Source organism: Paenibacillus sp. FSL R10-2748 (assembly GCF_038005565.1).
Taxonomy (GTDB): domain Bacteria; phylum Bacillota; class Bacilli; order Paenibacillales; family Paenibacillaceae; genus Paenibacillus; species Paenibacillus polymyxa_B.
Window position 1 is genome coordinate 527,913 of sequence record NZ_JBBOTK010000004.1, and the last position, 16,065, is coordinate 543,977.

At 50.5% G+C, this 16,065-nt stretch carries 9 protein-coding genes; all 9 read left to right on the forward strand.

Going from position 1 to position 16,065, the window contains the following annotated elements; all coding sequences use genetic code 11:
- Positions 1-121 precede the first annotated feature (121 nt).
- Positions 122-3,688, forward strand: coding sequence for a helicase-exonuclease AddAB subunit AddB (addB, locus tag NSS66_RS15400; protein WP_340959302.1), 3,567 nt, complete (start codon positions 122-124; stop codon positions 3,686-3,688).
- Positions 3,685-7,704, forward strand: coding sequence for a helicase-exonuclease AddAB subunit AddA (gene addA, locus NSS66_RS15405; protein WP_340959304.1), 4,020 nt, complete (start codon positions 3,685-3,687; stop codon positions 7,702-7,704). The genes addB and addA overlap by 4 nt, the downstream gene beginning before the upstream one ends.
- A gap of 28 nt (positions 7,705-7,732) precedes the next feature.
- Entirely contained in the window at positions 7,733-8,917 is a 1,185-nt protein-coding gene (locus tag NSS66_RS15410; RefSeq protein ID WP_053325790.1) for an exonuclease SbcCD subunit D, read from the forward strand.
- Entirely contained in the window at positions 8,914-12,309 is a 3,396-nt protein-coding gene (locus NSS66_RS15415) for an SMC family ATPase (protein WP_340959306.1), read from the forward strand. Before NSS66_RS15410 ends, NSS66_RS15415 begins: the two co-directional genes overlap by 4 nt.
- Before the next feature lie 262 nt (positions 12,310-12,571).
- Positions 12,572-12,982 (forward strand): hypothetical protein, encoded by a 411-nt coding sequence (locus tag NSS66_RS15420; RefSeq protein ID WP_068942383.1) that lies wholly within the window; start codon positions 12,572-12,574, stop codon positions 12,980-12,982.
- A 328-nt stretch (positions 12,983-13,310) separates the two neighbouring features.
- Positions 13,311-14,654: an aminotransferase-like domain-containing protein gene (locus tag NSS66_RS15425; RefSeq protein ID WP_053325788.1), complete on the forward strand. Its 1,344-nt coding sequence runs from the start codon at positions 13,311-13,313 to the stop codon at positions 14,652-14,654.
- A 162-nt stretch (positions 14,655-14,816) separates the two neighbouring features.
- Positions 14,817-15,176 carry a histidine triad nucleotide-binding protein gene (locus NSS66_RS15430; RefSeq protein ID WP_025722131.1) on the forward strand — a complete coding sequence of 120 codons (360 nt, stop codon included), beginning with the start codon at positions 14,817-14,819 and terminating at the stop codon, positions 15,174-15,176.
- Positions 15,177-15,347: 171 nt separating this feature from the next.
- The gene (gene rpsU, locus NSS66_RS15435; RefSeq protein ID WP_005547957.1) at positions 15,348-15,521 is read left to right on the forward strand and encodes a 30S ribosomal protein S21; all 174 of its coding nucleotides are present in this window, start codon (positions 15,348-15,350) and stop codon (positions 15,519-15,521) included.
- Positions 15,522-15,537: 16 nt separating this feature from the next.
- Positions 15,538-15,981, forward strand: a complete 444-nt coding sequence (locus NSS66_RS15440; protein ID WP_013311146.1) for a GatB/YqeY domain-containing protein — start codon at positions 15,538-15,540, stop codon at positions 15,979-15,981.
- The last annotated feature ends 84 nt before the right edge of the window (positions 15,982-16,065 follow it).

Consider the following 16,065-nt stretch of genomic DNA (forward strand, 5'->3'; position numbering starts at 1 on the left):
GATTTGTTTTTTTAGAGGGAGGAAGAATTGCTACAACATGGCAAACGTACGTTCTTTTCTCCCTTGCCTGATATGCTATACTGTTTAATAGAATGTTGTTCGTTGGAAAGGAGGCCGCATCATGTCGGTTCGCTTGTTGATTGGCCGCTCTGGGAGTGGTAAAAGTACGTTAATCCGCAATGAAATGACGTCTATGTTACGCGAGGAGCCGCTAGGTAAGCCTATGCTGTTACTTGTACCGGAGCAATCGTCATTTGCTTCTGAGCATGCGTTACTTACAGAAGCCGGAAACGGTATTCAGGGGTCGGTGCGCGCCCAAGTGATGGGATTTCATCGTCTTGCCTATTTAGTTATGCAGGAAACCGGGGGTTCAGCACTGGTGCCTGTAACGGAAGAAGGCAAGAAGATGCTTTTATATAAAATTATTCGTCGTCGCAAGGATGAACTGAGTTTGTTTAAGGATTCGGGAGACCAGCTCGGCTTTGTGGATCGGTTGAATACATTGTTTACGGAGCTAAAGCAGTATGGAAATGATACTCGGTCTGTACCGGAGCAACTGGAGCGAATGAACGCTGCTGGAGAGTCAACTCCGATTTTGCGCGGCAAGCTCAAAGATATCAGTCTAATCTATGAGGATTTTGAACGAGAGCTGACGCTTAAATATATTGACGGTGAAGATACGCTGCGCATGCTGGCAGAACAGATTGCTGAGTCTTCCCTTGTGCGTGGGGCAGATATTTGGATGGATGGCTACCGCAGGTTTACACCACATGAATACAAGGTGGTGGAGCAGCTTATGCTGCACGCTTCTTCGTTGACGGTGGCGCTGACTTGCAACCGCAGCTACGAGAGCGGACAGCTTCCGCATGAGCTGGATTTGTTTCATCCCTCAGCGGCTACGTATGTAAAGCTCAAAGGAATGGCAGACGAGCTGATGATAGAGACGCAGACACAATTACTGCGCCCTGATCCGCTGCCGAGATTTAAGGAGCGTCCGGCGTTGGCGTATTTGGAGGCTAACTTTGAACATCGTACAGGGTTACGGAATCAGGAACAATGGATGCGGCTGCAGCAGCTACGAGAGCAGTGGACAGAAGAACAGCCGGAAGGCATAAAACTGTACACTGCGGCTAATCGCCGTGCAGAGCTGGAAGGGGCTGTACGCGAAATGCGTCGTCTGGCCCGAGATGAGGGCGCTCGTTATCGGGAGATGGCCCTGTTTGTACGTCATATTGAAGATTATGAGCCATGGGTGGAACCGATATTCAAACAATATGAGGTTCCAGTATTTCTGGATCAGCGGAGAAGTGTTTTGCATCATCCCTTAGTGGAATTGATTCGGGCTTCGCTGGATATCGTGCAGCGTCGTTGGCGATATGAGGATGTATTCCGTGCGGTCAAAACAGACCTTCTCCTGCCGCTGGATGGTCGGGTGAGCCGTGAGGAGATGGACCGTTTGGAAAACTATGTACTAGCCTGCGGAATACAAGGCAGCCGTTGGACAGACGGTCGCCCGTGGCAGGCTGTGCCCAGCTTGTCACTGGAGCTGGAGGAGCAGGAACGGAGCCGTCAACGGGATGAAACGTTGGATTTGATGGAACTGTGCCGGGATGTGATCGTGACGCCTTTACGTGCGTTTGAGAAACGTGTCGGCAAGGCACGAACTGCACTTGAGAAGTGTGAAGCGGTATATCTGTTACTGGAGGATGCAGAAATCGGCCACAAGCTGGACGCCTTCATTCATCAGGCAGAGGAAGCAGGAAAACCTGAGCAGGCGAAGGAGCATCGTCAAGTATGGGATGCGGTGCTTGAACTACTGGATCAAATTGTCGAAATGATGGGTGATGAGAGGCTGGATACCTCTTTGTTTGCGGGTGTGCTGGAAACGGGATTGGCTGAGTTCCGTATGGGACTTGTTCCGCCAGCTCTGGATCAGGTTCTAGTCGGAAACACGGACCGTACACGTGTGTCCGGTATTCAACATGCCTTTGTACTAGGTATGAACGAAGGTGTGATGCCGGCTGTGTTCCATGAGGACGGTGTGCTGAATGAGCAGGAGCGTACGGCATTAAACGAACGAGGCGTAGAGCTGGCGCCGGATATGACAAGACGTCTGTTGGACGAACGTTTTCTCGCTTATACGGCCCTTACTTCAGCCGGTAAAAGCCTGTGGATGAGCTATGCAGTGACTGATGAAGAAGGGAAGTCGTTGCTGCCGTCTGAGTTAGTACGACATGTGCGGCACCTGTTTCCTAGTCTGGACGAGCGTCCACTGGCTGGATACCCTTTGCCTGGGGATGCTTGGACGACGCAATGGGAGTATGCTTCTCATCCGTCCGAGGCTTTACCGCAGCTCATTGCGCAATTACGGCATTGGCGGCGTGGCGGTGACATTTTATCCCCTTGGTGGGAGGTATATAACTGGTACGCAAGCCAGCAAGGGCGTGAGAAGGACAAGCTGCGTCAGCTGTTGACCTCACTTTTTTACGAGAACCATGCCGAAATGCAGAAGGAAACGAGCCGCCGTCTGTACGGCAGCAAGCTGCGTACCAGCGTATCTCGTATGGAACGTTTTGTGGCATGTCCATTTTCGCACTTTGCCTCTCACGGTCTTCGTTTGAAGGAACGTCAAATGTATCGCCTGAAGGCCCCGGATATCGGACAATTATTTCATGCAGCGCTTGGAGAGATGGCGATCAATTTGCGTAAACGCAATGTCAGCTGGGGCAGTCTCAGCACGGAGGAATGCCGCCAAGAGGCGGAAAGTACAGTGGAGCGTTTGGCTCCTCGTCTGCAAGGCGAGATTTTAATGAGCTCCAAGCGGTATGGCTACATTTTGCGTAAATTGAAAGACATCGTGAGCCGTGCCTCGTTGATTTTAGGTGAACATGCGCGAAGAGGTAGCTTTGAGCCGATTGGGCTGGAGTTAGACTTTGGGCCGGGTCAGCAGCTTCCTCCGTTAAGCTTCCGGTTAGATAACGGCGTTGTAATGGAAATTGTCGGACGGATTGACCGTGTAGATGTGGCAGAGGGAGAAAAGGGGTTACTTTTGCGTGTCATCGATTACAAATCTAGCCAAAAGGATCTCAAGCTGCATGAAGTGTACTATGGCCTGTCCTTGCAGATGCTCACCTACCTGGATGTGCTGCTGAATGCGGCGGAGGAATGGTTGGGCGAGACAGCTTATCCAGCGGGTACACTGTATTTTCACGTCCACAATCCGATGTTGCAGTCGCCTAACGGTCTTAGCGCAGAACAGGCCCGTCAGGAGCTTTTAAAACGTTTTAAGATGAAGGGATTATTGCTCGCGGATCGGGATGTAGTTGGGCAAATGGATACAGCATTGGACAAGGGATATTCCTCTATTTTACCTGTTGCGGTGAAAGCAGACGGCAGTTTTTATAGCAGTGCTTCGGTTGCTTCGCCGGAACAGTGGGACAGCCTGCTAGCTTCGGTACGTCATAATATCCGGACGATTGGCACACGGATGACAGAGGGCGATGTGGCCATTGAACCTTATCGTATCCAGCAAGAGACGGCTTGTACCTTCTGTTCTTTTAAGCCTGTTTGTCAATTTGACGACAGTCTGGACGGTAGTGGCTACAATCAATGGGGTAAACCCGGTAAGGATCAGATCTGGAATCTGCTGGGTCATACACAGGAAGGGAAAGGAGGAATGGACCAATGATAGGCACGTCAAACACTAAAGGCATGCCGAAGCCGGAAGGCAGTATGTGGAGTGATGACCAGTGGCGTGCAATTTCGGAATCTGGTAATAACATGCTGGTCGCGGCAGCGGCAGGGTCTGGTAAAACAGCGGTGCTCGTAGAGCGTATTATTCGTAAAATCGTCGATCCCCAGCTCGGCTTCAGTGTGGATCGGTTACTGGTAGCGACCTTTACGAAGGCAGCCGCCGCCGAAATGCGTCAACGGATACGCGAAGCGTTGGAACGTGTACTGGAGCAGGAACCGGAAAGTGAGCATGTACGCCGCCAGCTATCGTTGCTGAATCGGGCCTCGATTACGACGCTTCACTCATTTTGTATGGAGGTCATCCGCAGGCATTATCAGGCCATTCCCCTTGATCCCGGTTTTCGGATTATGAATGAGCATGAGACAGAATTGCTGCGTCAGGAGCTTCTAGAAGAACTGTTTGAGGAGAAATATGAGGCTCATGATGAAGGCAGTACATTCCGCAGACTGGTCGACTGGTTTAGTGGAGAACGCACCGATGATGCAATGTACGTGCTTGTTCAGCGGCTGTATGATTTTTCTCAAAGTCATCCGTGGCCAGAACATTGGCTGCGGGAGACAGCGGCAGCATTTCGTGTACAGGATGTAGCCGCTTTGGGAGAGACTCCCTGGGTTCGCAGTATTTTGGCGGATGCTGCACTTTCATTGCGTGGAGCAGCGAGCTTGCTGGAACAGGCGCATGAAACAGCTATGCAGCCCGGCGGTCCTGCACCTTATGCCGTGACGCTGCAAGAGGATGCGGCGATGGTGAAGGGATTGTTACAGGAGCTGGAGACACAGCCGTGGGCATCTCTATATGATCATTTTCAGACAGCTTCCTTCGGTAAGCTCAAGCCCGTCAAAAAAGATCAGACCGAGCCTGCATTGCAGGAACGGGTTAAAACGCTGCGTGAAGCAGCCAAAAAAATGATTACAGATATGAAGGCTTCCCTGTTTGGCAGGAGAGCAGAAGCCTATTGGGAGGAGCTGCACGCCGCGGCTCCGCTGATGGACGAATTGGTAGAAACCGTGATTGTATTCGGGGAACGATTTCTACAACACAAGCAGTCAAAAGGGTTGGTGGACTTCGGGGATTTGGAACATTATTGTCTGAAAATATTACGACATCCCGATTCTACTCCGTACAAGCTACTACCTTCCGACGCTGCGCTCGAATATAAGGCGCAATTTGACGAGGTGCTGCTGGATGAGTATCAGGATACGAATACCGTACAGGAAGATATCGTCAGGCTGGTATCACGGGAGGAACCGGGTAACCGTTTTATGGTGGGCGACGTGAAACAGAGTATTTATCGGTTTCGGCTGGCGGAGCCGGGTCTGTTTTTGAATAAGTATCAACGGTACGGCATGCAGGAGCAGGAAGATGGCTTATTAATTGATCTGGCGCGTAATTTCCGCAGTCGGGAGGAAGTTGTCGATGCGGTCAATTTGGTGTTCCGCCAGATTATGAGTGTGGATGTGGCGGAAATTGAGTACGATGAACGAGCATGGCTGGTACACGGCGCATCCTATCCCGACCAGTCGGATCAAGACGCCGCATCTGTATACGCACCTGAGCTGCTGTTAGTTGATAAGGGTGGACATGGTCTTTCTGAGGCTTCGGAGCTGTCCGAAACGGGGGACGAATCTGCTTTACAGGAAAGTGAGCTGGCTGAGCTTGTGGAGTTAGAAACGGCACAGTTAGAGGCTCGTGCGATCGCGCAACGGATTAAAGAACTGACCGGAGACACTGGACAACCACTGTTGATTTACGACAGAGGATTAAAAGCGATGCGTCCGGCAGTCTACGGTGATATCGTCATTTTGCTTCGTTCCGCAAGCGTGTGGGCCCCCCTAATTGTGGAGGAACTGCGGCTTGAGGGCATTCCGGCCTCCGGGGAGCAGACGACAGGCTTTTTTAAAGCAACGGAAGTTGAGGTAATGTTGTCTCTGCTGCACATTATTGATAATCCGCAGCAGGATATCCCGCTTGCATCAGTGCTTCGTTCGCCGATTGTCGGCTTGACCGAAGATGAACTGGCACAAATTCGGTTGGAGAAGCCGGATGGATTGTTTTATGGCGCATTGCTGGCGGCGGCTGAGGCTGACCCACTGGAAGAAAGCGAAAAAGGGATTTCAGCTGAGATCATGGAGTTGGATATTTTCCCAGAGGACTCTTTATCTTCATCTGACTTTGGTAATAGAAATGACGGGAATACGTTGTCTGCCCGACTACGTTCATTTTTGCGTAATTTGGAAGCCTGGCGGCAGGAAGCCAGACAAGGTAGCTTAAGTGCATTGATTTGGAATGTGCTGGAGGAAACAGGATATCTGGATTGGGTCGGTGGACTGCCTGGCGGCTCACAGCGTCAAAGCAATTTGCGGGCGCTATATGACCGAGCGAGACAGTATGAGACTTCTACGTCCAACCGAGGATTGTTCCGATTTCTGACCTTCATTTCCCGTCTACGGGAGCGAGGCGGTGATTTAGGATCAATTAGCGGAGGGACTGAACCCGATCAGGCTGTTCGCATTATGACCATTCATAAAAGTAAAGGACTTGAATTCCCTATCGTGTTTATTGCCGGGACAGCAAAAATGTTCAATCAACAGGATCTCAATGCGCCGTTTCTTATGCACAAGGAGTTGGGCTTTGGTCCTAAATATGTGGAGGAACAAAATCGTGTCAGCTACCCTACGCTGCCTAATTTAGCGATCCGCCGACGCTCACAGCTGGAGCTATTGGCTGAGGAAATGCGGGTGTTATACGTGGCGCTTACACGTCCGCGCGAAAAGCTGATTATGACCGGAACCGTGAAGGATCTCGCTTCGCGCGCAGCGGGTTGGGCACGTGCCAAAGAACATACGGAAATTGTCTTACCAGACTATATGCTGGCGGCAGGCCGCAGCTATCTGGACTGGGTAGGTCCCGCTTTGATTCGGCATCCTTCTGCTACTTTGTTGAGGGAAGCCGCAGGTGATCAGGATGGGTACTATCACAGGCTGGAACATATGCTGGGAACAGACTGGTTATTTAAAATCGTGGCCTCGGAAACACTTTCCGGCTCTCGTGTGAACTCAGATCATGAGGAAGAGGTGTCGGGAGAAGAGCGCCAAAAGAAGACAGAAGCACTGAGAAATGCGGAGCTAATCGACTTGAACGAAGAGAGTGAAACGGATATTGAAGCTGCTCTTTCCTGGATTTATCCGTATGAACGGGCTGGCAAGACGGCAGCCAATACATCGGTTACTGAGATGAAAAGATGGCTGGAAATGCAGGAGATGGGTTCGGACGATTGGCTGAATCTATCTACCTCCCTACTAGCAGAGTTACCGGAGGATCGGGAGGATTCTCACACTGGGGGAAGTCAATTACACTTGCGCAGACCTAAGTTTATGGGGAATCAGCGTCTGACTCCAACGGAACGAGGAACAGTCTATCATACGTTGATGCTGCATTTGCCACTAGATGGGGGGATGAGCGCCGAAGTTATTGAGGAAACCAAGGCTCGTTTGCTCAATCAGCGTATGTTACTGGATGTTCATGCAGAGGCGCTAGATACGGATAAAATATTACGCTTTTTCACTAGTGAGCTGGGTAGCAGAATGCTGGGAGCATCCCATGTTCAAAGAGAGCTTCCGTTTACTTATACCATGCGGGCAACCGAATACTGGAACCACAGCTTACCATCGATGTCACCAGGACAAGAAACAGATTCGGAAGGTAGACAGGACGGCGATAAGGTGCTGATGAACGGGATTATTGACTGTCTATTTGAAACTCCTGAAGGACTCGTACTGGTAGATTATAAAACAGATCGGATATCTGAATATCGTACACTGTCCCATTTAACAGACCAATATCGATTTCAATTGGAGCTGTATGCCCGTGTGATCGAAGAGATTACAGGCAAAAAGGTTGCTGAGAAGTGGCTGTATTTTTTAGAAGCTGGAGAGAGTGTACGGCTGTAGTTATATAGATAGGGAGAGGAGGAATAGCATGCGGATTTTGCATACAGGTGATTGGCATTTGGGCCGCACGTTGGAAGGACGCAGCCGTTTAAAGGAGCAGGAGGCGTTTTTGGAAGAATTGGCGAAAATGGCTGACGATCAGCAGGCCGATTTGATTATGATGGCTGGAGACGTATACGACTCAGTCAATCCATCGGCCGCAGCCGAGCAATTGTTTTATGAAACGTCTGCCCGTCTTACGGCTGGAGGAAGACCACTAGTCGTCATTGCGGGCAATCATGATCAGCCGGAAAGGGTATCCTCGGTCACACCGCTGGTGAGCGGGCGCGGAATTACATTGCTGGGACTGCCCCATGGGGAAGCGGTACGCGTTCATACACCGCGAACGGGTGAAATGGCATGCATTGCAGCCTTGCCATATCCCTCCGAGTCTCGTCTGAACGAGCTATTGTCTGAAGACGGAGATGAAACAGTATTGCGCGAGGCATACAGCCGCCGTGTGGGCTTGCTGATGTCACAGCTGGGTACAGCATTTCGGCCTGACACCGTTAATTTGTCGATGAGCCATATTTATGTGCTCGGCGGGCTGGAATCGGACTCGGAACGTCCGATTCAGGTCGGGGGGGCGTATACCGTAGATCCGTCTGCTTTGAGCATTGGGGCACAGTATACGGCTCTAGGACATTTGCATCGTCCCCAATATGTGAAGGGAGACGGGCTGATGCGTTACAGTGGCTCGCCGCTGGCTTATAGCTTTTCCGAAGCCGGACAAGCCAAATCGGTTACGTTAATTGACGTGGTTGCTGGCAAGCCTGCTCAGGTCGAGGAACTGTATATTACCAGTGGACGCCCATTAGTGAGGTGGCGTGCACGGGGAGGTCTGGAGGAAGTATATCGCTGGCTGGACGAAGGACTGGATGCCGATGCCTTTATTGATCTGGAAATTACGCTGGATGAAGCGATGTCGATGGGAGATATTCAGCGGCTGCGCAAAAGCCGTGAAGGCATCATTCATATTCGCCCAATGTATCCAGAAATGGCTGCCGCACAGCTGGAGCACCAACGATCAGAACTGCCAGTGCATGAGTTGTTCCGGGCATTCTATCAGCGGCAGACAGGTGGAGCACAGCCAGATGACGGATTAGTGCAGTTGTTTCTGGAACTGGTGGAACAGGATGATGCAAGAGAGCACGCTGAGGAGGATGACGCATGAAACCAATCCTTCTAAAACTGGCGGGGTTGCAAAGCTACCGGGAGTCACAGGAAATTCGCTTTGACGATTTGACCGAAACTGGACTGTTTGGAATTTTTGGCCCAACGGGTAGTGGAAAATCAACGCTGCTGGATGCCATTACGTTGGCTATGTACGGTAAAGTGGAGCGGGCAGTGAATGGTACACAAGGCATTATGAATCATGCTGAGGATACGTTGTCTGTTGCATTTACGTTTGAATTAATGTCAGCTCAAGGGCCTCGTCGTTACCGTGTAGAACGACGTTTCAAACGTGCTGGAGGCGTATCGGTTAATAATACGCTTAGCCGTTTTATTGCGTTAACAGAGGATGGCGAGGAAGTGCTTGCCGATAAGGTGCAGGATGTGACGCGCTGTGTAGAGGAGTATATCGGCCTGAAAATGGACGATTTTACACGAGCTGTTGTATTGCCGCAGGGAAAGTTTGCGGAATTCTTGTCCTTAAAAGGCAGTGAACGTAGACAGATGCTACAGCGTTTATTCCATCTGGAGAAGTACGGAGATCAACTTGCACAGAAGCTAAGCCGTCGTGTGAAAGATAACGATAGCGCACTGAAAGCGTTAGAGGCGGAGCAGCAAGGGCTGGGGGATGCGAGTGCTGAAGCGCTTGAACATGTAGAGTTGCGTCTCAAAGAGGCGATTGCCAATGCAGAAGCTTCGCGTCGCGAGCTAGAGCGTGTCTCACGTGAATCGGAGGCGCTAAACAAAACCCGTGAGCTGGTCATCGAGCTCAGCCAAAGATCGAACGAGCTGGAGCAGTTGGCAGCACAGGAGCCGGGCATTGCTTTGCTGGAGCGCAAGCTTCGACAAGCAACTGCAGCCGAGGCATTGCTGCCTGCGCTGACGGATTGGAAGGAAGCCATTGCTGAAGCGGAAAAACGGCAAAAGACTGCCGAAGAAATGGAAGTCCTGGCCGCTACCGCGCAGGAGGCTGCGCTTGTGTCTGCGCAAGCAGATGAGCAGGCCCGGCAAGCACTCAGTGCCGAAGAACCGAAGCTATTGCTTCGGATCGACCAACTAGAGCAGGCGCTTCAACTGGAGCGTGATACGGAAGCGTTGCGGACCGAACGGGAACGTCTGGCGGCCGAGCTTGTGCAAAGCGAACAAACCCTTGCTGAACATGCAGAAGGACTCGCAAAGGAACAAGAGCTACAGACGCGAGGCTTGAAGCGACAGCAAGAGCTTCAACAGGAGCTAAAGCAAAATGAAGTGCGGGCAGATGAGCGGCGTATGCTGCAAGAGGCTGTGCAACGGCTGCAACAGCTGGAAGTCGCGAATGAGCAATTGCGTGAAGCTGAACTGGAGTACACCGCTCAGGAGAATCGGCTTGCGCAAGCTGACGAACGTTTACAGCTGACGGACCAGGAGACACAGGAGACAGAGGCACGGCGTTCTGCCCTTGCTGCACAGGCAGCTGATGGCATTGAGGCATTGCTGACGTTGGAGGCAGAGATCACCGTCGATATGTCGTCACTGGCCTCCGAGGAAGAGCAACTGCGCCACGAGCTCCGTGCCGAGATGCTGGGCCGTCTTGCTCAGCATCTCGCTGCCGAGTTGCGCGAAGGCGAGCCGTGCGCAGTGTGCGGCTCGTTGCATCACCCCGCGCCTGCCGTCGTCGCGGCGCATAGCGCGGATGCCGCTGCGCCAGATGAGCTGCACCGCCTGCGGCTTGGTTTGCAGGAGCTGCGCCTCACACTGCGCCAGCAGTTGCACGAGCAGCGCAGCTTGCTGGCCCAGCCCGCCACCGCAGACAGCGGCGCTGCCGCCACAGGCGAGCCTTTCACGCCTGCGGCAGCACCAGCAGAGCCGCGCGGTGCCGCCGCTTGGGCGGAGCGCTGCACGGCGCTGGAGCGTGCTGCGGCAGAGCTAGCCGCACGTGCGCATATGCTGCCTGCCGAGGCACAAGCGCTGCGCGAGGCAGACGCCGCCGGACAGCAGCGGCGTATCCGTGCTGCCGCCGAGCAGGAGGCAGCAGCTGCAGCGCTGACGCAGGCACGCAGCAAGCGCGAGGCATGCACCACGCGCAGCGAGGGGCTGCGCGCTGAATGGGCGGCGCAGCTAATGGATGTCGCTCCGAGCGAAGCTGCAGAGCGTTACCGCGCCATGCAGGAGCGCGACGGGCGTGCGGAAGAGCTGCGGTCCCGGCTGGAGACGAGTGTGACCTTCCTCGAAGGAAAGGCGGCGCGTGTTCAACAGATACAGCAGAGTATCATCGAGGAGGACAAAATCATTATTGCCCGCCGTACAGGGCTCCAAAGCAAAGATGATTCGCTTCGTGAAAAGCTAGCACAGCTCCGAAAGTGGGTTGGAGATGGCCAAGCGGCTTCATTGCTGGAAGAAGCGACCTCGCGACTGTTGGGACTGAAAAACGGAGCTGAAGCCGCGGCACGCCGCCGTACCGAAGCGGAAGAACGCAAGCAGCAAGCCGTTCATGCTTCACTGATTGCCCGGCAGGCCTCCGACTCGGCAGAAGAAAGACGGCAGATGGCAGAGTCCCGTTGGGGCAGCCGTCTGGAAGCATCCTCCTTCGCTACGGAAGCAGAGGTCATGGTATGCTGCCTGGGACCGGAAGAAGCCACACGCTATGAGCGTGAAGTGAGTTTGCATCGAGAACGGGAAAAAGAGCTGTCTTCCCGCTTAAAACATGTCAAAGAGCAGCTGAATGGAGCAACGGTAACAGAGGAACAGTGGGAAACGGCCACTGCACAGCTACGTGATTGCCGTGCACGCGACGAAGAGGCGCTTCAGAATCGCGCCAAGGCTGAGCGTGATTTAGAGGACTTGCAGCATCGGCACGTCCGCTGGATGAAGCTGGAGTCCAATCGTATACATTTGCGTAGCGAAGCGGAAAAAATGTCCAAGCTCCAGTCTGTTTTTCGCGGCAATGCCTTTGTTGAATATATTGCCGAGGAGCAGCTCATGCAGGTCAGTCAGTCGGCTTCACGCCGCCTGCGTTTTCTGACCAAGCAGCGTTACGCGCTAGAGGTAGATTCCAGCGGTGGATTTGTCATTAGTGACGATGCCAACGGTGGGGTCAAACGTCCGGTATCGACCTTGTCCGGTGGCGAAACGTTCCTGACCTCCTTGTCGCTTGCGCTTGCGCTGTCGGCTCAAATTCAATTGCGGGGCCAATACCCTCTGCAATTTTTCTTTCTGGATGAAGGCTTTGGAACGTTGGACCCTGAGTTGCTTGACACAGTGATCACCTCACTGGAAAAGCTGCACCACGATCAATTGTCTGTTGGTGTGATTAGTCATGTGCCTGAACTACGGGCCCGTCTTCCGCGCAAGCTAGTTGTTCTGCCAGCAGAGCAGGCTGGAGGCGGCTCACGTGTGGTTATGGAAACTTTTTGAAGCAATGTGATACAGGTCACAGATACAGTTTCAAACTATTGTTATAATACAGCCAAGCCGACAAGTTAATCATACAGCACCCCGGCGGACGTATGCTGCGGAAGAAATCTTCCCATCATACGTCCGTTCAGAGGGGCTCTGCCAAGAGCTCCCGGGGTGCTTCTTTTTTTTTGCAAGCCGGAATTCGCCCAATTTGATGTAGCAAATAGCCCGTTTTTGAATAACATACGGTATACATGCAAGAGCCTAGGAGGAAACAACCATGGAAAAAAGCATGACAACCGAAAAAGTTACAGCACCGGAACAGACGGATGCTAAAACACTATGTCAAAAGCATATGCATCGTTATGTATGCGTATGGGTGAAGGACGGGACAATGTATGACGGCATTGTAGAGCATGTGGATGATGAAAAGATATACTTAGCCGTTCCTATGGGTGGAGACGAGATGGAGAATGTCAATGTTAATCTCCCATATCCGCCTAATAATTGTGGCTGCGGCTCCCGTGCTTATGGTGGCTATGCGTCTTATCCTCCGTATCCGTACCCGTACCCGTACCCGTATCCAGCACCCGCTTATGCATATGGGTTCCCATACGGACGCCGTCGCTTTAATCGTTTGATTCTGCCACTTGCAGCGTTGACAGCAATTAGCTTGCTGCCTTATTACTAATCCTATTTTCTTAGTCGTCAGACATAGTGAATTCCTGCTCTCTCCCGCCTACAGTTCTTGTGCAGTACAAGTGACTTTAAGGCGCATCCATACATTATCACCATGCAAGGCTGCTTCTTCCATTATGAAGAAACAGCCTCTTTTTCACGTAAAACATCCCGAATATGATCCAATGATTGAAACTGTATTAGTACAGTTCAATGAAATGAGGTATCCTGTTTATTCATAAACCATGGTAACATCTAGCGTGTAAAGAAACATAAGACGGAATAAGCATGTAATGAAATGAGCATGTAATGAGTATGTAAAGAGCAGGTGGGAGGATATTGTGAAAAAATACGTTTCAATTTTATTGGATATAGAACTTAAAATTCGCGAGGGACAATATAAATCAGGTTACAAGTTGCCGTCGGTCCGTGAGGCTTCTGAATTATACAGGTGCAGCAAAAGCACGATTCTGCGGGCATATGCTGAACTTGAAAAGAAACACGCCATCTATTCCATACCGCAAAGTGGATACTATGTAGTGGAAAATTCGGGCGATTTACACCATAGCCATATTCAAGACTCCGTTGATTTTGCTTCGGCCTCCCCGGATTTGAATGTATTCCCTTATCTGGATTTCCAACATTGTTTGAATCAGGCTATTGACACCTACAAATATCATCTGTTCACTTATGGCGATTCGCAAGGGCTGGAAACACTGCGTCATACGTTGGTTTCCCATTTGGCTGATACTCAGGTGTTTGCAAAAATGGATCGGATTATCGTTACTTCGGGTGTTCAGCAGGCATTGGAGATACTCGCTAAAATGCCGTTTCCCAATGGCAAAGAAAAGGTTTTGGTCGAGCAGCCAAGTTACGATATATATTTGCGTTTTCTGGAGGAAGAGAACATTCCCGTCAGTACCATCGTCCGGACAGCGGAAGGTATGGATTTTCACGAATTGGAGAATCAATTTAAGAACGAGAGCATCAAGTTTTTTTATACCATGTCAAGATATCATAATCCATTAGGAGTCTCTTACAACACAGAGGAGCGAAAAGCGATAGCTGCCTTAGCCGCCAAATATGATGTGTACATCGTAGAAGATGACTATATGGCAGATTTGGGGGCCGATCATCTTTTTGATCCCATTTATGCATACGACCAGACGCACCATGTTATTTATTTGAAAAGCTTCTCGAAAATCATTTTCCCCGGCTTGCGATTAGGAGTTGCGGTATTGCCAGAAGTCCTATTGAAGACGTTTAACACTTATAAAAGATATGTCGACACATCTATTTTGTCTCAGGCGGCGCTTGATATTTATATTAAAAATGGAATGTATGAACGCCACAAGCACACGATATATAAACTGTATTCGGAGCGCGTTCGTGCTCTTAACAAGGCTGTGGAACGATACAATCAGGCCGGATACGTTCAGACTTCAGCTGTAACTTCAGGAGTTTATATGCAGTTTAAACTGCCTCGGACGGTGAATTTGGAACGCTTGGTACAGTGTCTTTCCGCGAGGAACATCCAGGTTGTAGCTGGCAAAGGCTTTTATTTATCAGGCTATAGGGAACAAGAGAAATTTTTGCGCATAAGTATTTCGCGCGCACAGTTGGATCAAATTGATGCAGGGGTGAAAGCTATTATAGAGGAAGTTAGTAAGGGAAACTGGTATTAAGACCCTTTTTCCGTTATGATACATAAAGAAACATAAGTATAACCAAACATGGCTGTATATGTTTCTATTCAGTGTGGGAAATACATAACTTTGAATGCCGAGAGCAAGGGCTGTTTTTGTCTATTTGCTTATGATCGGCTCACTGCCAAAGGAGGGTTTTGAATGGACGATCTGTTTTTGAAAATTGTGGATGGAACCATCCCCAGCAAGAAGGTGTTGGAAACCGACAATGTGCTCGCATTTCATGACATCCAGCCTGCGGCGCCAGTACACGTGCTCATTATTCCAAAAAAATATATTCCTTCGATGAACGCTGTGACAGAGGAGGATCTTCCTCTTATCGCGGAGATTCATCGTGTTGCGGTTGAGGTTGCGAAAAAGTTAGGAATTGCCGAGTCTGGCTATCGGTTGATTAACAACTGTGGCCCAGATAGTGGACAAGCGGTGGGGCATCTGCATTATCACTTACTGGGCGGCGCCAAATTGGGTGCCTTGACAGGTATTTCGGACTCACATTCTTAAAAAATGACCGAGCTTGTCTTTTCAGTAATACGGATGTGAATGGAGAAAAAAGGCCCTTTATGTATTCATTTTTTCTTATAGGTTGACACCTGGTTTCCGTTTCACCTATAATAAAATTTGATGAACCGTGTTATTGCTCTTGGACGGTCTGGTCGGAGGGAGGGAAAACTGGTGTCTGAAACTAAAGTTCGCAAAAACGAGACAATTGATGCTGCACTTCGTCGCTTTAAACGCTCCATTGCTAAGGATGGCGTATTGGCTGAGGTGAAGAAACGCAAGCATTATGAAAAGCCAAGCGTAAAGCGCAAGAAAAAGTCCGAGGCTGCTCGTAAGAGAAAGTTCTAGGAGGATCTAAGCAATCATGAATTTGAGCGAACGATTGAACGAAGATATGAAGCAAGCAATGAAGAGTAAGGACAAGTTCAAACTCTCCACCATTCGAATGGTTCGTTCTACGATTAAAAATCTTGAAATAGATTTGAAACGGGATTTGGACGACAACGAAGTGCTTGATATTCTGAGTCGTGAGATCAAACAGCGAAAAGATGCCCTCCATGAATTTGAAAAAGCCGGTCGTGATGAACTTGCGACAAGCACTAAAGCAGAAATAGAGATCATCGCTCAGTACCTTCCCGAACAACTTTCTGAGGAAGAAATTAAAGTTATTGTACAGCAGACCATCCAGGAAACCGGTGCTTCTTCGAAAGCCGAGATGGGGAAAGTAATGACGGCCTTGATGCCTAAGGTAAAAGGCCGCGCTGACGGTAAGCTCGTGAACCAAGCGGTTCAGCAATTTCTGCAATAAACCTGCGACAAACAGGAAAACACAACACCCTCTGTTTACAGAGGGTGTTATTTCTATATATGCGATGCCTACCATAGAATGTAA

Excerpts from the sequence above, each read along its gene's own strand:
- addB (WP_340959302.1), top strand. The coding sequence starts at position 122 with ATGTCGGTTCGCTTGTTGATTGGCCGCTCTGGGAGTGGTAAAAGTACG.
- addA (WP_340959304.1), top strand. The coding sequence starts at position 3,685 with ATGATAGGCACGTCAAACACTAAAGGCATGCCGAAGCCGGAAGGCAGT.
- NSS66_RS15410 (WP_053325790.1), top strand. The coding sequence starts at position 7,733 with ATGCGGATTTTGCATACAGGTGATTGGCATTTGGGCCGCACGTTGGAA.
- NSS66_RS15415 (WP_340959306.1), top strand. The coding sequence starts at position 8,914 with ATGAAACCAATCCTTCTAAAACTGGCGGGGTTGCAAAGCTACCGGGAG.
- NSS66_RS15420 (WP_068942383.1), top strand. The coding sequence starts at position 12,572 with ATGGAAAAAAGCATGACAACCGAAAAAGTTACAGCACCGGAACAGACG.
- NSS66_RS15430 (WP_025722131.1), top strand. The coding sequence starts at position 14,817 with ATGGACGATCTGTTTTTGAAAATTGTGGATGGAACCATCCCCAGCAAG.
- NSS66_RS15440 (WP_013311146.1), top strand. The coding sequence starts at position 15,538 with ATGAATTTGAGCGAACGATTGAACGAAGATATGAAGCAAGCAATGAAG.